Genomic DNA, 17,074 nt, shown 5'->3' with positions numbered 1-17,074 from the left:
TGGGCGGGCTGGCCCATCAACAAGGAATCACCCGTGAAACTCCGCTCCCTGCTGCCGCGCCGCTGGCGTGAGGCCCCGCCCGCCGCCCCGCGGGCCGTCAAGCCGAGCCTGCGCGCCTGGAGCCTGGAAGCGCTGGAGCCCCGCGTGCTGCTGTCGGCCGACCCGGTGCTGGGCGCGGCCCATCTCGCGCTGCAGCCGCTGGACGGCGGCGATGCCGACCTGTTTTCGCAGGCCTACTCGCCCGAGCCAGCGGATGCCGGCCCGACGATGCGCATCCTGGCCGTCACGCTGCCCAACGGGGGCGTCACCAGCCCCATCGTCGGCGCCAGCTACTCGCTGCCCAACGACTCGTTGCAGGTCAGCGGCAACCTCAGCATCCAGGCCACGGCCGGCAACATCACCATCGGCACGCTGGGGCATGGCGACAAGATCTCCGGTGCCAGCAGCGCCACCGCCGACCACCTGACGCTGAGCGCCACGGGCAACGTGACCATCAACGCCGAGGTCAACGTCGGCGCGGCCGGCACCGACCTGCTGGCCAGCCTGACCGTGTTGTCGGCGCAGAACGTCAGCTTCAAGGAAGGCGTGACGCTGGACGGCGCTTTGACCATCAACGCCACCGGCACCGTCACCTTCGACGCGCCGCTGACGCTGCGCAACGGTGGCAGCTTGACCATCAACGGCGCCACGCAGATCGTCATGAAGGGCGCCGTTGCGCTGCAACTCAACGGCGCGAGCACGGCCGGCAACATCCTGCTGGAGGCCGACGAGATCGACCTGTTCGACGTGGGTGAGGAGCTCATCAGCGGCAGCGGCAGCGTCACGCTGAGGCCGGCTACGCTGGCGCAGGGCATGGCCCTGTTCTCGCCGCAGGGTGCGCCCACGGCCGCCACGCTCAACCTCGACGCCACCGACCTGCGGGCGTTCGCCGATGGCTTCAGCGGCTTCGTGTTCGGCCACCGCAGCGCGGGCCATGCGACGGTGGGGGCCGGCACGGTGCTGGTAGGCGCCAGCACGGCACCCGACAGCTTCGCGATGCACGACCCCGTGCAGGTCTACGGCGGCAGCATCACCGTGTCGGACTACAGCGCCGCCAACGCCATCCTGCGGCTGGGCAGCGGCAACAGCCTGTCACTGGATGCGCGCACCGACATCGCGATCTACAACGAGATCGAGGCCGACCAGATCCAGCTCTACTCTGCCACCGGCCGCATCGCCCAGTTCGATGCCGGCGCCGACGCCCGCAGCGCCGAGGCCGTGCGCACGCTGAGCCTGACGGCCGTGGCCGTCACCGGCGTCAGCCTGCCCAGCCTGGAGGTGGGCCAGCTCGACGTGGACAACACCGGCAGCGGCAACATCGACCTGGGCCAGAACGCTGCACGGGCGACGACCCGCTTCCCGACCGAGATCGACGGCAGCCTGGACATCGGCCACCTCGCGCAGACCGCCGTCAGCGGCGCCAACGGCATCTCGGTGCTGGCGCGGGCCGGCAGCGTGCAGCTGCTGAGTGGCGCGGGCATCTCGCTGGCGGGCACGGGCGCGCTGTCGGTCGTCGCGCAGGGCGCGGGCTCGGACATCAGCCTGCTGGCCCCGGTCAGCCTGGTCAGCGGCGCAGCCACGTTCAACGCGGCCGATGCCTTCACGGCCAGCGCCGCGGCAACGATCACGGCCAGCGGCGCCTCGACCGTCAGCATCACCTCGGGCACCGGCGCGCTGACGCTGGGCGCGGCCGTCACCACCGTGGGCGGCACGCTGACGCTGAGCAGCGGCGGCGCGCTGGACCTGACCGGCGTGACGCTGTCCGCCGGCGCCAGCGGCGCCATCACGCTGACCGCGGCGGGCGACCTCAAGGTCGGCGTCATCAGCGCTGCCAGCAGCATCCACCTGACGTCCACCGGCGGCGCCATCCTCGACGCGCTGAGCGGCAACGGAGCCAACCTCATCGGTGATGCCGCCAGCGTGACGCTGACGGCTGCCAACGGCGTGGGCACCGGCGCCGCGCCGCTGCTGACGACCATCGGCAGCCTGACGGCCACTGTGAGTGGCAGCAGCGGCGGCATCTTCATCAGCGAATCCACGGCGCTGACCCTCGCGGCCGGTGGCCTGACGACGGCGGGCAGTGGCGCCATTGTCGTGCTCAACAGCGCGGGTGACCTGACGGCAGTCGGCGCGGTCCAGGCCAACGGCACGGGCCACATCCTGCTGGACGCCGTGGCCGGCAACCTCATCGTGCAGAACGACGTGCTGGCACAGGGCGGCAGCATCAGCCTCGTGGCCGGCGCTGCGCTCAGCGCCACCGGCACCCAGGTGCGCAGCAACGGCGCCAACCAGACGCTGGACCTGCGCGCCGGCACCGGCCTCACGTTGGGCGGTACCACGCTGCTGGCCACGGCCCATGCGGCGCAGCGCGTGCAGGCGGGCGGCGCCATCGTGCTGGGCGGCGTCAGCGCCGGCAGCGGCACGGTCACGCTCATCGCGGGCGACACGCTGGCCTCGGCCTCGCAGGCCGCCAGCATCAGTGCTGCCAGCCTGCGCGTGCAGGCGGTCAACGGCATCGCCACCGGCAGCGCGCCGCTGCAGACGCAGGTGGCCAATCTGGCCGCCAGCAGCGGCGGTAGCGTGGCTGTCAATGAACTCGACGACGTCAGCGTCGGCAGCGTGGCCGAGGTGGCCGTCAACCGCGTCGGCAGCAGCGGCACGGTCAGCGCCAGCACGCCCGCCAGCGCGCTGGCGGGCCTGGCCGCCACCGGCAGCGGCACGCTGGTGTTGAACGCCGGCGGCAGCATCACGTTGAACGCCGCCGCGAGTGCGGCTTCGCACCTGCGCCTGAGCGCGGGCTCGGCGCTGGCCGTCAATGCGGCGGTGGCGAGCAGCGGCGGCCAGCTCACGCTGTTGGCCGGCGGCGCCATCAGCCACGCGGCCGCCGGTGTGCTGAGCACGGCGGGCGGCGCCATCGACGAGCAGGCTGGCGACGCGTTGAGCTTCGCCGCGGCCACCACCGTCAATAGCCAAGGGGGGCGCCTGCGCCTGCAAAGCGGCGGCGCGATGACGCTGGGTCAGCTGGACGCCGGCACCGGCGAGGCCTGGCTGCAGGGCATGCGCATCGTCGGTGCGTCCGGCAGCACGGCGCTGGATCTGCGGGCCGGCGCCGCGCGCCTCATCGCCACGGGCACCGGCGCGGCCGACGGCCTGGGCCTCGGCACCGACGCGCTGTCGCTGAACGTACAGCGTCTGGCGGCGCAGTCGGCCGGTGCGGGCGGCGTGTTCTTGGCGGAAGGCGACGCCGTCGCCCTGGACGGCCTGCTGGCCAGCGCTGGCCCGCGCGTGCAGGCCGATGGCAGCACCGCCGCACTGACGGTCGACCCGACGCTGTCCGGCCTCACGAGCGCCGGCACGCTGGTGCTGACGGCGCCGGGCGACGTCGTCATCATCTCGTCCGTCACCGCGCAGCGCGCGCTGCTGTCGTCGGGCAACGACCTGAGCCTCACCGGCGCGGCGACCGTTGCCGGTGCGCTGAGCCTCGCAGCCGGCCGCGACATGCTGCTCAACCAGGTGGCGCCATCGCTGGCCATCGCCGCCGGCAGCACGCTGGACGTGCAGGCCGGGCGCGACCTCACGATGGGCGCCACCACGCTGCTCAGCGCGCAGGGCGCCGCAGCGCTGCAGGCGGGAGGCGACATGCGCCTGGCCGTGGTCGATGTGGCCGGCACGAAGTCGCTGACCGTGATCGCCGGCGGCACGCTGCGCGATGCGGACGCCCCTGGCGACACCGCCGTCAACCTGAAGGCCGGCCGCCTGATGCTGACGACGGGCGGCAGCGTGGGCGTGTCGGGCAATGCCATCGAGACGACGGCGACCTGGCTGAGCGCGAGCGCGGCCGGCGGGCTCTATGTCGACGAGACCGATGCGCTGGGCATCGCGGGCACGCTGACCGGCTTCGGCAGCGTGGAGCGCGTGGTGGCCGATGGCACGCTGTCGGCCCTGGCGCTGGCCGAGGTGCAAGGCTTGAGCAGCACGACCGTGGCGACGGCGCCGCTGGTGCTGCGCACGCTGGCGGGCGCGTTGACCGTCAACGCGGCCGTGCAGACGCTCAGCAGCGCCGTGCGGCTGGAGGCCAGCGGCGCGATCACGCTGAATGCGGCCGTGACCGGCAGCAACATGATCAGCATCCTGGCCGGCGGCGCCGTGCAGCAGGGGGCGGCCATTGCGGTCGGCAGCGGCGGCGGCAACGTCGACCTGCAGGCCGCTGGCGCCTGGACCATGGTGCAGGGCAGCAGCATCACGAGCGGTGGCGTCGGCAGCACGCTGCGGCTGGCCGCCACCGGCGCGCTGGCGCTGGCGCAGATGGACGCCGGCATCGGCGCCATCAGCCTTACCGCAACCGAGGTGAAAGATCTGGCCGGCGATGCGGCCGGCGCCGACATCACCGGCGCCAGCCTGCTGCTGCGCACCACCGGCACGGCGGCGACGAATGGCGTGGGCAGCGGCACCGATGCCGTCGACGTGGCCGTGCTGCGCCTGGCCGTGGACACAGCCGGCGGCGGTGTGTTCCTCGCGCACAGCGGCAATGTGCTGGTGGACAGCCTGACCGCCTTCACCAGCTCGCGCACGCAACTGGACGGCAGCGTCAACGCCGCCGCGCTCAGCGACGCCGCGCTGGCCGGCGTGCGCAGCAGCGCCAGCCTGGTGCTGGCCGCCACGGGCAGCATCGGCGTCCAAGCGGCCACCAGCGCCGCCGGCACCGTGCTGCTGAGCAGTGCCGCCGACCTCGCCATCGGCGCCGCGCTGACCGGCACGGCCGCGATGAGCCTGAATGCCGGCCGTGACCTGGCCTTGAACGCCAGCGTCACCAGCAGCGGCAGCACGCGCAGTCTGGATCTTGTCGCCGGCCGCGACCTCACGCAGGCCCAGGGGGCCGCGCTGCAGACGGCCAATGGCGTCATCTCGCTGCAGGCGAACCGCGACCTCACGCTGGAGAGCGTGAACGCTGGCACCGCCGGCGTGGCCGTGATCGCGGGCGGTGCTGTCGTCGACGGCGATACGGCGGGCGACGCCGAGACCGACATCACTGCGTCCGCGCTGCGGTTGACGGCCGCTGGCGCCGTCGGCACTGGCGCCAACGCGCTGGAGACTGCCGTCACCACGCTGAGCGCCAGTGCGGCCTCGCTGGCGCTGGTCCAGGGCCAGGCCCTCACGCTGGATCGCGTGGCCACCAGCCTGGTGCGGGTGGGTGCCGACGGCGCCACCACCGCGCTGGATCTGGGCGCCCAGGAAGACCTGACGACCCACAGCGGCGCGTTGCTGCTGACGGTCAACAGCGGCGACCTGACGATCAACGGCGGCACGGCCAGCGCCGAGCAGGCCGTGAATGCCGGCGGCGCGCTGCTGCTGCGCGCCAGCACCGGCAGCATCGCCGTGAAGGCGGGCCTCGTGGCTGCCGGGCCCGCCAGCCTGCGGGCCGGCGGCGACCTCAGCGCCACGGCGACGGGCGACATCACGCTGGCTGGCGCGTCCAGCCTGGACGCCGAGGCGGGCGCCTCGATCACGCTGGCCGACGGCAGCGTGTTCAGCAGCGGCACCGGCACGCTGCGCCTGGCGGCGACGCTGAACCTGGCCGTCGGCGCGTTGCAGACCGGCGGCGACGTCAGCCTGCTGGCGCGCAGCATCACCGACGCGGGCGGCGCCGAGACCGATGTGGTGGCGCGCGCGCTACGCATCGTGACCACCGGAACCGGCACCACCCAGGGCGTGGGCACTGGCGCCGCGCCCCTGCAGCTGCAGGTGGGCACGCTGGCCGCCAGCGTGGCTGGCACTGGCGCGGGCGGCTTCTTTGCCCGCGAGGCCGACGGCCTGAACATCGACAGCGTCGCCGTCAGCGTCAGCCGCGTGGCTGCCGACGGCACGCAGGCCGCGCTGGCCGATGCCGCGCTGGCCGATCTCGTCTCCGGCGGCAACATCGTGCTGGTGGCCGGCGGCAGCCTGGCCCTGGCCGATGGCAGCAACGCCGACGGCCTGACACTGCAGTCGGGCGGCAATGTGCTGCTGGACGCGGCCGGCGACCTGCTTGTGTCAGCCCAGCTGCGCAGCACCTCGGGGGCAGTCAGCCTGCTGGCTGGCGGCACGATGACGCTGGCGGCCGACGTCGCCATCACGCGCACCGGTCGCACGCTGGACCTGCAGGCCGGCGGCGCCGTCAGCATGGCCGCGTCAGCCGATCTGACGGTGGTGGACTCCGCCATCCGCGTGCAGGCCGGCGGCGACCTGCGCGTGGCCGGCATCGCGGCCGGGCTGGGCCAGGTGTCGCTGGTCTCCACCGGCGGCAGCATCCTGGCCACGGCCGGCCACGCGGGCGCGGAAGTCAGCGCGGCATCGCTGCGGCTGCAGGCGGCCGTGGGTGTCGGCAGCGCGGAGGACCGCCTGGACACGGCCGTGCAGCGCGTCAGCGCGCGGGCGGCTAGTGGCGGAATCTGGCTGCACGAGGCCGACGCCATCACCATCACCGACGTGGCCGTGTCCGTGCGCCGCGTCAGCGCCCTGGCAACGACCACGGCCACCGTGGACGACGCGACGCAGTCCGACCTCGTCACCACGGCCGGTAACGGCAGCATCGGCCTGTCTACGGTGGACGGCAACATCAGCTTCGCCGACGGCACGGCGCCGGCCGACACGCGCAGCGTGACGGCCCATGGCAGCGGCAGCGTGTCGCTGAAGGCCGGCGGCGCTACCGCCGTCGTCAACCTGCCGCCCGGCAGCATCGAGCAGCAGGGTGCGGTCAGCATCGACAGCGGCCTGAAGTTCGACGGCGCGGTCGCCATCACCGGCGGCCAGGGCGGCGGCCGGGGTGACGGCGCCATCACCGTGGGTGGTGCCATCGACGGCACGGCCGGCGGTGCGGCCGACACGCTGGTCGTCACCAGCGACGGCGCCGACGTCGTCTTCGGCGGTGCCATCGGTGGGATCGAGCGCCTGGGTGGGCTGGTCGTCAACGATGCCCGCAACCTGAGCTTCAACCAGGACGTGCGGCTGGCTGGCGACCTGACGCTGCAGGCCTCGGGCCGTGTCGAGTTCAAGGGCGCGCTGGACCTGAGTGCCGGCGCGCTGCGCATCGTCGGCGCGACCGAGTTGGTGGTCGGCAACGTCGTCATCGCCAGTGGCAGCGCGGTCATCCGCGTCGACGCGCTGACGTTGTCGGGCCTCATCAGCGGCAGCTCGGGTGCCCGCATCGAGCTGGCCGGCGCGAGCGGCGGCGTTGCGGTGGGTACGGCGGGCAGCGGCCTGGCGCTGAGCGCGGTGCAGCTGGGCGCGCTGCGGGGCTTTGGCCAGGTGCAGATCGGCCGCAGCGATGCGGGGCCGACGGCGGTCTCCATTGCCGCGCTGAACGCGCTGGCCACGCCGCAGCTGACGCTGGCCGGCGCCTCGCTGGATCTGCAGGGCGGCAGCACGGCGCTGAACACGGCCGTGACGCTGCTGGACCTGAGCGCCGCGCAAGACCTGACCCTGGCCGGCGCACTGACGCTGGCGGCCGCCGGCGCCGATGTGCGCGCCACGGTGGGCGGCGCGCTGCGCATGGCGGCAGATGGCCAGCTGGCCACGCAGGCCGGCGAGGTGCAGCTGCAGGCCGGCGGCGACCTGCGCGTGGGCCGCATCGACACCCGCGCGGCCGGCAGCGGCACAGCGGCGGCGGTGGTGCTGGCGTCCTCCGGCGGCAGCATCAGCGAGGCGAACGCCGACAGCATGGCCGACGTGTTCGCCGACCTGCTGACGCTGCGCGGCCGCGGCCCGGTGCTGGCTGGTGGGGCCTCGGAGGCACTGGCGGCGTTGGACGTGCAGGCCAATCGGCTGGACGTGGACGGGCCTAGCGGCGTGATGCTGCGCGACAGCGGCAGCGACGGCCGCACGCGCTTCAACCTGCTGGACGGCGGCCAGCTCTACCAGCAGCTGGTGGCGCTGGGAGCGCCGGCGCGCCAGGCCAGCGAGGCCGCAGCGCCGACCGCCCAGCAGGCGGGCGCCGCGCCGGCCGAGGCCTGGGCCTGGCTGAATGCGGTGCGGCCGCTGGCCGAGTCGCGCGCCGCGCCGCTGGCCGGCCTGTGGACGGCGGGGCCGACGATGTCTGCGCTGGCTGCAGCGCCCGTGCGCGAGGCCGCACTGGTGTTCGCTGACGACCCGGCGCCGCTGCTGCCCAGTCAGCTGGCAGCGCTGCTGAACCTGGACGCCGCGACGGTCCAGGCGTTGCCGCAAGACCCGCAACGCTTCCGGGGCTGGTCGGAGGAGTTGGTGCTCTGAGTGCCTGACGCCGGCTAGGTGTCAGGCGAAGCCATCACCGTCGAAGTCCACCGCGTCCTCGTCGCGGGCCAGCGCCGGCGGCGCGTCCTTGGGGCGCATGGCCTCCAACTGCTCGCGCAGCTTGGCGACCTGGTCCAGCCAGTAGTTGGGCGTGCCGAACCACGGGAAGGCCAGCGGGAAGGCCGGGTCGCCCCAGCGGCGCGCCAGCCAGGCGCTGTGGTGGATCATGCGCATCGTGCGCAGCGGTTCGATGAGGCGCAGCTCGCGGTCGTCGAACTCGGCGATCTGCTCGTAGCCGTCCAGCACGGCGTTGAGCAGCTGGCGCGCGGCATCGGGTTCGCCCGGCAGCAGCATCCACAGGTCCTGCACGACCGGGCCCATGACGGCATCGTCCAGGTCGACGAAATGCGGCCCGCGGTCTGGCGTCCACAGGATGTTGCCGGGGTGGCAGTCGCCGTGCAGGCGGGTGAGCGCCAGGTCGGGCAGGCTGTCGAAGGCGGCCTGGATGCTGTCGATGCAGCGGCGCGCGGCGTCATCCCAGCTCGGGGCGATCTCGGGTGGGATGGCGTCGTTGTGCATGAGCCAGTCACGCGCCGTCTGGGCAGGCGCGGCGCTGGCCCATGACAGGCGCGCGGCAAACGGCCGCTGGCGCCCGACACCGTGCAGCCGCGCCAGCAGCCGGCCGATCCAGCGCAGCACTTCGGGGTCTTCCAGCTCCGGCCCTCGCCCGCCCTGGCGCGGCGTGACGGCCAGGCGCTGGCCCTGGTAATAGAACAGCGTGGTGCCGCCGTCCAGCGCCCAGGGCGCAGCCACGGGCACCTCGGCGGCGGCCAGTTCGGCGGCGAAGGCGTGCTCCTCCAGGATCTGTGCATCGCTCCAGCGGCCCGGCCGGTAGAACTTGGCGACGCCCACGCCGCAGCCGGGGCGGTCGTCCTCCAGGTGGACTTGCAGCACGCGGTTCTCGAAGGAGTTGAGCTGCAGCATCCGGCCGTCGGCACGCAGGCCGGCGGCATCCAGGGCGTCGAGCATGAACTCCGGTGTCAGGTCGCCGAAGCTGAGGTCAGGGGTTGCGTGGTGCATCCGGCGAGTGTCGCCGGTCGGCTGCGGTCAGCGGCGGCGGGGCCGTTCGGTCGCGTAGCGCGGCGCGTCGACGACGACGCCCACGATGTCATCCATCATGGCTTCCTCGTCGGCATCGTCCAGCACCGGCAGGTTGCGCGGGTTGTAGCGCGAGGTGTCGAGGCTGCGCGGCGGCGCGCGGCGTTCGAGCGGATGCTGGGCGCGTGACGGCGGGGCGGGCATGCGCGGTTGGCGCTGCTCGGCGTAGCCTGGTTCATGGCCGCCGAAGGCATGGGCGTCTTGCCACAACGGCAGCGGCTGCGAGAACTGGCCCCAGTCGCTGCCGAACTCGTCGTCGCCGCCGCGGCGGCGCGGCAGGCTGTGCGTTGCAGCCGGCGCCGGCAGCGGGCCGCGCGGGTTGCTGCCCTGCGGCACCAGCAGCTGCAACTCGGCGACGCTGGGCAGCTGGTCCATCGCGCAGCGCAAATAGCGCACGCGGCAGGCGGACAGCACGGCATGCTTGATCTGCAGGCTGCGCGGCGTGACGCCCCGCTCGCCTTCCAGGTCGATGGCGGCCAGCACACGGCCGTTGGGGCTGCAGACGGCAAAGGTCACGTGTGAGGCGCCCAGCAGGTCGAACCAGTAGCGCACTTCCTTGGCCTCGGTTGGCTGGCAGAAGCGCACCAGCGGCAGCTTGGACAGCACGACGTGGTGGGGCAGGGCCTCGCGCAGCAGGCGGAAGACGCGCCGTTCGTCGGTCGTGAACACAGGCCTTGCTGTGAGTGACCACTCTCCAGGAAGGCCCTTGTTGGCGTAGGCCGGCCGCCGCAGCGCCCAGACCAGGCTGATGGCCAGGCCCAGCACGCAAACAGCCAGCGCGGCGATCCAGTAGATGGCGTACGGCATGTCCCTTGGGAGTTCGGCGGTGTCGCCGACGGACTCGCGGCGTATTGGGAATTCAATGTAGCGTAATCAGGGGACAGCTCATTGCTCGCTATTCCTGATTCCCCCGGCATGAGGGGCCCCGGGGCGAGGGGCCACCGGCTACTCCTTGGCCGCGCGACCCGAGGCGTCGAAGTGCGACTTGACCTCGGCGACGCTGTCGACGAAGTCGTTCAGCACCCGGGCCTGGCGCTTGAACTGGAAGTCCAGCTCGCCGAAGTGGCGCTCCAGCGCCTGCTCGACCTGGGAGCCGAAGGAGTCGGGCGGCAGGCGCAGCCAGGCGGCGGACTCGCTGCCGTCGCGTTCCACGACGGCGCCCGCTGCGGTTGCGATGTGCAGCATGGGGCGGTTCTCGCTGAGGGCGTGGATGAAGAGCGTGTCGATGCCGCGGTTGCGGGCGTGCAGTGCAGCGGCTTCGAACAGCCGCCGCCCCAGACCCCGGCCACGCGACTCGGGCAGCACCGAGACGCCGAACTCCGCCATGGTGCGCGCAGGGTCGCCCGGCGCGGGCAGGCCGTAGGCCAGGTGGGCCATGGCCACCAGCTGCAGCCTGCGGTTGAAGATGCCCAGCACCTCGTCGCGAGAAAAATCCAGCGACAGCGCATAGCGCCGGATCTGCTCGTCGGACGCGGCATAGCCGAAGCGCAGGTAGCGATCGCGGGCATCGAGCGCGAACAGGTGGTCGATGATGCGGCGGCGGTGCCGGCGCGCCAGCGAGCGGATGGGCACCCAGGTCGACAGCCGCTCCAGCGCAGCACGCGCCGTGGCCAGCAGCGGGCCGCTGCCTTCCTCGGGGGGCGCGGCGGCGGGGGGTGGATGCGGGTCGGGCCCGAACGCCGACAAGACCTCGTCCCAGCCGGTGGCCGGGGTGTCCGATGGGGGGGCTGTGGTGGGCTTGCGGGGCATGGCCTGGCGCTCCTTGGCGTAGGGTAGCGTGCCGGGCCCTTCCAAACCAGTGGGTCGCCTGCTACACTCGCCGGCTTTTCCGTCAAAAGGCTGCGGGAAAGAGTCGCTCGAGAGGCTGTGCGTCAGATACAGCACCGAGGGTGACAAGAAGTTCAGCCATCCATCGCCGGCGTGTTCAACCCGCCGGCATAGCGAAAGCAAATCTCATGAAGACCTTCAGCGCCAAGCCGGCCGAAGTGACGCACGAGTGGTTTGTGATTGACGCCACCGACAAGGTGCTCGGACGTGTTGCCAGCGAAGTGGCACTCCGTTTGCGCGGCAAGCACAAGGCCATTTACACGCCTCACGTCGACACCGGTGATTTCATCGTCATCGTCAACGCCGACAAGCTGCGTGTCACCGGCAACAAGGCCACCGACAAGGTGTACTACCGTCACTCGGGCTTCCCCGGCGGCATCTACGCCACGAAGTTCAAGGACATGCAAGCCAAGCACCCCGGCCGCGCGCTGGAGAAGGCCGTCAAGGGCATGCTGCCCAAGGGCCCGCTGGGTTACGCCATGGTCAAGAAGCTGAAGGTCTACGCTGGCCCGACGCACCCGCACACCGCCCAGCAGCCCAAGGCTCTGGAAATCTAAGGAACGGCCATGATCGGAAACTGGAATTACGGTACTGGTCGCCGCAAGTCGTCGGTCGCTCGCGTCTTCATCAAGAAGGGCACGGGCCAGATCGTCGTCAACGGCAAGCCTATCGAGAGCTACTTCGGCCGCGGCACGTCCATCATGATCGCCAAGCAGCCCCTGCTGCTGACGAACAATGGCGAAGCGTTCGACATCAAGGTCAACGTGCACGGTGGCGGCGAGTCCGGCCAGGCCGGCGCGCTGCGCCTGGGCATCACCCGCGCGCTGATCGACTACGACGCGACGCTGAAGCCCGAACTGAGCCGCGCCGGCTTCGTCACGCGTGACGCGCGTGAAGTTGAGCGTAAGAAGGTCGGTCTGCACGGCGCCCGTCGCCGCAAGCAGTTCAGCAAGCGTTAATTCGACGCTTCGACTCAAAAGGCCGCTTCATGCGGCCTTTTGTTTTTGCGCCGACAATCCCCATTTACGTTTCCCGACAGATCCCAACAGGAGCCCGCCATGAGCGCCGTGCTTGACACTCCCACCGACATCCCCGTGCCCCTGGTCTTCACCGACAGCGCCGCCGACAAGGTGCGCGACCTGGTCGCCGAAGAGGGCAACCCGGACCTGAAGCTTCGTGTGTTCGTGCAGGGCGGCGGCTGCTCCGGCTTCCAGTACGGCTTCACGTTCGACGAGGCCGTCAACGACGACGACACGCAGATGCAGAAGAACGGCGTGACGCTGCTGATCGACTCGATGAGCCTGCAGTACCTGATGGGCGCCGAGATCGACTACAAGGAAGACCTGCAAGGCGCGCAGTTCGTCATCAAGAACCCGAACGCGACGACGACCTGCGGCTGCGGCTCGTCCTTCTCTGTTTGATCGACCTGCGGATGCAGGTTCGGCTTGTCCCGGTCTGATCAGGCCGGGTACAGGCAACCCAGGAGCCGCAGTCCGGCGGCTCCCGTGACGGCCGGCAGATTGCCCGGCCGTTTTTCATGGAAGCATTGCGCCAGCCAGGCGAAGGCGACTGCCTCCACCTGATCCACCGGCAGACCGTGGTCGGCGCTGGATGCCAGTCTCGCGGCGGGCAGCAACTCGGCCAGGCGTTGCATCAGCCGCCGGTTGCGCGCGCCGCCGCCGCAGGCGATCAGCGTGGCTGCTGTGGGCATTTGCGCGCCCAGGGCCTCGGCGATGCTGCGGGCCGTCAACTCCAGCAGCGTGGCCTGCACGTCGGCCGGCGCGGCATCGGGCGGAAGCTGGGCGTCCAGCCAGTCGAGGTGGAAGAGGTCGCGGCCGGTGCTCTTGGGCGGTGCGGCGGCGAAGAAGGGCTCGGCCAGCAGGTGCTCCAGCAGGGCGGGCAACACCTGGCCGCTGGCGGCCCAGGTGCCGTCAGCGTCGAAGGCCAGGCCGCGGTGGCGGGCGATCCAGCCATCCATCAGGCAGTTGGCCGGGCCGGTGTCGAAACCGCCGGTGCGTCCGTCGGCAAACAGCAGGCTGAGGTTGGCGATGCCGCCCAGGTTCAGCACGGCCAGGTCCTGCTGATCGCTGCCGAAGATGGCGCGGTGGAAGGCCGGCACCAGCGGGGCGCCCTGGCCGCCGGCGGCGACGTCACGGCTGCGCAGGTCGCAGATGACATCGATGCCGGTCTGCTCGGCCAGCAGGGCGCCGTTGAGCAACTGAGTGGTGTAGCCCAGCGGGCCGTCGGGGCGGTGGCGCACGGTCTGGCCGTGGGCGCCGAGGGCGGTGATCTGTTCGCGGCGATGGCCTGTGGCCTCCAGCAACTGGGCCACGACATCGGCATAGCTGCAGGCCACGCCGTTGGCAGCCAGGGCAGCGCGGTGCAGCTCGTTGTCGCCGGGGCTGTTCAGAGCGAGCAGTTCATCGCGCAGCGCGTGCGGGAAGGCCCGGTGGACATGTCCCCGCACGGCCCGGCCGTCGAACAGCACGGCATCCACGCCGTCGAGCGAGGTGCCCGACATCAGCCCGACAAACAACTGACCTTCAGGCGCGGAAGGTGTCCGGGCCTCCTCGGGGGCGGTTGTGCTCAGCTCGGGGCGGCCTGTCGCCGACGCATCGAGGCGGCCTTCAGTCGGCGGCAGAGATGCCATCCACTGTCTGGGCCACGCTCAGCTGGGTCTTCACGCTGGCGACGACCTGCTGGAACTGGGCCTTGGCGTAGTTGGGCAGCGTGACGGCTTCGGAGGCGCGGGCGATCACGCGCGGATCGACATGGCGGCCGCCAACGCGGAACTCGAAGTGCAGGTGCGGGCCGGTGGCCCAGCCCGTGGAGCCGACGGCGCCGATGCGCTGGCCTTGCTCGATGCGCTGGCCTTTCTTGACGTCGATCTTGCTCAGGTGGGCGTAGACGGTGGTGCGGTCGCCGGCATGGCGCACATGCACCACGTTGCCGAAGCCGTTCTGCCAGCCGGCCATCTCGACGACGCCGTCGCCCACCGTGCGCACGGCCGTGCCGGTGGGCGCGCCGTAGTCCACACCGTTGTGCTGGCGCCAGGTCTTGTGGATGGGGTGAAAGCGCATCGCGAAGCCGCTGGTGACGCGCGAGAACTCCATCGGGCTGGCCAGGAAGGCGCGGCGCTTGCTCTGGCCGTCGAAGCCGTAGAAGCTGGCCTTGCCACTGGCGCTGTCCTTGAAATAGACCGCCGAGTAGGTGCGGCCGTTGTTCGTGAACTCGGCGGCCAGCAGGCGGCCGGCGCCGCCATCCCACTGCACAGGCTCGCCGTCGGCGGTCAGCGTCTCATAGACCAGGCTGAAGCGGTCGCCCTTGCGCAGTTCGCGGTGGAAGTCGATGTCGCCCGAGAACATGTCGGCCATCTGCGAGGCGATGGCGTCCGGGATGTTGGCGTCGTCCGTCGCGGCAAACAGCGAGGTGCGGATGCTGCCGCTGCCCAGCGCGATCTGGGCCTGGAGCGGGGCGGTCTCGGTGCGGGCGCTGAAGCGCTCACCGTCACGCGCGATGGTCAGCCGCGTGAAGTGGCTGCTGGCCTGCTCTGACTTCTCGGCCGGGAAGCGGGCAACGATCTGCTGCACCCGGCCCGAAGCGTCGGCCGTCACGTGCACCATCTTGCCGGCGCGGCCCTGTAGCAGGCGTCGGGCCAGCGGGTCTGTGCGCAGAAAGGCGGCGGCGGCGGCGTCGAAGGCGCCGGCGCGGCGCAGCAGGCTGTCGGGCGTGTCGCTGGAGCGGGTGGCTTCGGCGCGGGTCAGGCCGATGGCATGGGTGGCCAGCGCTTCCAGCTGGGCTTCGATGTCGGGCGTGGCGAGGGTCTCGACCACCGTGCGGCGTGGCAGCTCGGCAGCGTCCGGGGCCAGCGGCGCGATGCCGAAGGCCGTGACGGCGAAGCAGCTGAGGGCGCCGACCACCGAGGCGGTCAGGGCGCGGGGGTGCTTGGCGGCGAAGGTCTCGGCGCTTTGCAACGCCGTCTGCAGCTGTCGGACTCGTTGTTGGAAGGCGGTCACGCTGGGCAATCTCGGGGTTGTCGCTGGGGCAATCCCGGCCAGGCCGGTTCCACGCGAGGGCCGCTTGTGGCGGCCTTAAAATCCATGACGGTTGTGTTGAAGCAACACCCCGTACTCGAAGGGTGAATTCTAACGGCTCCCGCCTACAAGGGGTGCCGGTTTACCCCGATGGATCAACAACTTAACAATTTCGTTCGGCGCGCTGCCGAACGGTGCTGCGCCATGTCTGACGACGCCAAGTTCCCCGTCACCGATGCCGTCCTGGAGGCGCTGGCCATCACGCGCCGCGGCGTGGACGAATTGCTGCCCGAGGCGGAGTGGACCCGCAAGCTGGCGCGCTCGGCCGCCACCGGCGTGCCGCTGCGCATCAAGCTGGGCTTGGACCCGACAGCGCCCGATATCCACGTCGGCCACACCGTGGTGCTCAACAAGATGCGCCAGCTGCAGGACCTGGGCCACCAGGTGATCTTCCTGATCGGCGACTTCACGTCGCTGATCGGTGACCCCTCCGGCCGCAATGCGACGCGTCCGCCGCTGACCAAGGAACAGATCCTGGCCAACGCCGAGACCTACTACGCCCAGGCCAAGCTGGTGCTGGACCCGGCGAAGACCGAGATCCGCTACAACTCCGAGTGGTGCGAGCCGCTGGGCGCCGTGGGCATGATTCAGCTGGCGGCCAAGTACACGGTAGCCCGCATGATGGAGCGCGACGACTTCACGAAGCGCTTCGCCGCCGGCACGCCCATCTCGGTGCACGAGTTCCTGTATCCGCTGATGCAGGGTTACGACTCGGTGGCGCTCAAGAGCGACCTGGAGTTGGGCGGCACTGACCAGAAGTTCAACCTGCTGATGGGGCGCCACCTGCAGCAGGAATACGGCCAGGAGCCGCAGTGCATCCTGACCATGCCGCTGCTGGAGGGCCTGGACGGCGTCGAGAAGATGTCCAAGTCCAAGAACAACTACATCGGCATCACCGAAGCACCGAACACGATGTTCGCCAAGATCCTGTCCATTAGCGACGTGCAGATGTGGAAGTGGTACGACCTGCTGTCGTTCAAGTCCATCGCCGAGATCGCTGTGCTGAAGGCCGAGGTCACGGCAGGCCGCAACCCGAAGGACGCCAAGGTTGCGCTGGCCAAGGAGATCACGTCGCGCTTCCACAGCGCAGAAGCGGCGGACGCGGCTGAGCAGGACTTCATCAACCGTTCCAAGGGCGGCATCCCGGACGACATCCCGACGGTGGAACTGACCGGTGCGCCGCTGGGCATCGCCCAGGTGCTGAAGGCCGCCGGCCTGGTGGCCTCCACCAGCGAAGGCCTGCGCATGGTGGAGCAGGGCGGCGTGCGCCGCTCGGGTGAGGTGCTGTCGGACAAGGGCCTGAAGCTCGACGCCGGCGAGCACGTGCTGCAGGTGGGCAAGCGCAAGTTCGCCCGGGTGGTGCTGAGCTGAGCGATGCGGCTGCAGATGCCCGAACCGGGAACGGATCTGCAGCGCCATGTCGATGAGCGGGTGCAGGCTGGTGCCCTTGATGCGGCGCTGGACCTCAGCGTCGTCGAGTTTGACGAGCTGGCCCAGCTGGCCAGCGTCACGGTGAGCCGCGTGGAGACCTCGGCCGCGGGCATCGCCGTGCACTACACGGTGGCGTGGACGTCGTTCCACGCCTGCGATGACCGCAGCTTCGGTGGCCGCCACGCACGCGTACTTCGCGGCCGGTTCGAGGGCGACGAGTGGGTGTTTCCGCCGCACGCGCCCTGGCCCGCGGCCTGGGGCACGGCCGACGAGCTCTGAGA

11 protein-coding genes are annotated in these 17,074 nt (G+C 71.2%); 6 read left to right on the top strand and 5 right to left on the bottom strand.

Translation table 11 applies throughout. From position 1 onward, the window contains the following. The first annotated feature begins 33 nt into the window (after positions 1-33). Entirely contained in the window at positions 34-8,283 is an 8,250-nt protein-coding gene (locus ACG0Z3_RS13220; RefSeq protein ID WP_394398080.1) for an LEPR-XLL domain-containing protein, read from the top strand. Between the two features lie 21 nt (positions 8,284-8,304). Here ACG0Z3_RS13220 and ACG0Z3_RS13215 read toward each other — a convergent pair whose 3' ends face one another. The 3 genes from ACG0Z3_RS13215 to ACG0Z3_RS13205 form a co-directional block, all read right to left on the bottom strand. Beyond that, complete coding sequence (locus ACG0Z3_RS13215) at positions 8,305-9,363, bottom strand: serine/threonine protein kinase (RefSeq protein WP_394398078.1); 1,059 nt, start codon at positions 9,361-9,363, stop codon at positions 8,305-8,307. A gap of 27 nt (positions 9,364-9,390) precedes the next feature. Further along, a complete protein-coding gene (locus ACG0Z3_RS13210) occupies positions 9,391-10,248 on the bottom strand; it encodes a DUF2726 domain-containing protein (RefSeq protein ID WP_394398076.1) in 858 nt (285 codons plus the stop codon). Between the two features lie 138 nt (positions 10,249-10,386). Beyond that, positions 10,387-11,190 (bottom strand): GNAT family N-acetyltransferase, encoded by an 804-nt coding sequence (locus tag ACG0Z3_RS13205; RefSeq protein ID WP_394398073.1) that lies wholly within the window; start codon positions 11,188-11,190, stop codon positions 10,387-10,389. 206 nt (positions 11,191-11,396) lie between these two features. Between ACG0Z3_RS13205 and rplM the strand changes: the two genes are divergently transcribed. The 3 genes from rplM to erpA all read left to right on the top strand — a co-directional run bounded on the left by rplM (position 11,397) and on the right by erpA (position 12,689). Next, positions 11,397-11,825 (top strand): 50S ribosomal protein L13, encoded by a 429-nt coding sequence (gene rplM / locus ACG0Z3_RS13200; RefSeq protein ID WP_088482271.1) that lies wholly within the window; start codon positions 11,397-11,399, stop codon positions 11,823-11,825. A gap of 9 nt (positions 11,826-11,834) precedes the next feature. Then, the gene (rpsI, locus tag ACG0Z3_RS13195) at positions 11,835-12,227 is read left to right on the top strand and encodes a 30S ribosomal protein S9 (RefSeq protein ID WP_233373278.1); all 393 of its coding nucleotides are present in this window, start codon (positions 11,835-11,837) and stop codon (positions 12,225-12,227) included. Positions 12,228-12,326: 99 nt separating this feature from the next. Next, entirely contained in the window at positions 12,327-12,689 is a 363-nt protein-coding gene (gene erpA / locus ACG0Z3_RS13190; protein ID WP_268167289.1) for an iron-sulfur cluster insertion protein ErpA, read from the top strand. A gap of 38 nt (positions 12,690-12,727) precedes the next feature. Here the strand turns inward: erpA and ACG0Z3_RS13185 are convergent, their stop codons facing one another. Together ACG0Z3_RS13185 and ACG0Z3_RS13180 are read right to left on the bottom strand one after the other, a co-directional pair. Beyond that, positions 12,728-13,858: an anhydro-N-acetylmuramic acid kinase gene (locus ACG0Z3_RS13185; RefSeq protein ID WP_394398245.1), complete on the bottom strand. Its 1,131-nt coding sequence runs from the start codon at positions 13,856-13,858 to the stop codon at positions 12,728-12,730. A gap of 37 nt (positions 13,859-13,895) precedes the next feature. Next, positions 13,896-15,284, bottom strand: a complete 1,389-nt coding sequence (locus ACG0Z3_RS13180) for a peptidoglycan DD-metalloendopeptidase family protein (protein ID WP_394398070.1) — start codon at positions 15,282-15,284, stop codon at positions 13,896-13,898. A gap of 222 nt (positions 15,285-15,506) precedes the next feature. On the opposite strand from ACG0Z3_RS13180, the gene tyrS reads away from it, so the two are divergent. Together tyrS and ACG0Z3_RS13170 are read left to right on the top strand one after the other, a co-directional pair. Then, on the top strand, positions 15,507-16,733 hold the full coding sequence (gene tyrS, locus ACG0Z3_RS13175) for a tyrosine--tRNA ligase (RefSeq protein ID WP_394398068.1): 1,227 nt from the start codon (positions 15,507-15,509) through the stop codon (positions 16,731-16,733). Positions 16,734-16,748: 15 nt separating this feature from the next. After that, on the top strand, positions 16,749-17,072 hold the full coding sequence (locus ACG0Z3_RS13170) for a hypothetical protein (protein ID WP_394398066.1): 324 nt from the start codon (positions 16,749-16,751) through the stop codon (positions 17,070-17,072). The last annotated feature ends 2 nt before the right edge of the window (positions 17,073-17,074 follow it).

Source organism: Pelomonas margarita (assembly GCF_043555875.1).
GTDB lineage: Bacteria > Pseudomonadota > Gammaproteobacteria > Burkholderiales > Burkholderiaceae_C > Pelomonas > Pelomonas margarita.
The sequence above is the reverse complement of the archived record's forward strand: the minus strand, read 5'-3'. Positions and strand labels throughout refer to the sequence as shown.

Bases quoted from the DNA above. Each gene is read 5' to 3' on its own strand.
- rplM (WP_088482271.1), top strand. From the start codon at position 11,397: ATGAAGACCTTCAGCGCCAAGCCGGCCGAAGTGACGCACGAGTGGTTT.
- tyrS (WP_394398068.1), top strand. From the start codon at position 15,507: ATGTCTGACGACGCCAAGTTCCCCGTCACCGATGCCGTCCTGGAGGCG.
- ACG0Z3_RS13170 (WP_394398066.1), top strand. From the start codon at position 16,749: ATGCCCGAACCGGGAACGGATCTGCAGCGCCATGTCGATGAGCGGGTG.
- rpsI (WP_233373278.1), top strand. From the start codon at position 11,835: ATGATCGGAAACTGGAATTACGGTACTGGTCGCCGCAAGTCGTCGGTC.
- erpA (WP_268167289.1), top strand. From the start codon at position 12,327: ATGAGCGCCGTGCTTGACACTCCCACCGACATCCCCGTGCCCCTGGTC.
- ACG0Z3_RS13205 (WP_394398073.1), bottom strand. From the start codon at position 11,190: ATGCCCCGCAAGCCCACCACAGCCCCCCCATCGGACACCCCGGCCACC.
- ACG0Z3_RS13215 (WP_394398078.1), bottom strand. From the start codon at position 9,363: ATGCACCACGCAACCCCTGACCTCAGCTTCGGCGACCTGACACCGGAG.
- ACG0Z3_RS13210 (WP_394398076.1), bottom strand. From the start codon at position 10,248: ATGCCGTACGCCATCTACTGGATCGCCGCGCTGGCTGTTTGCGTGCTG.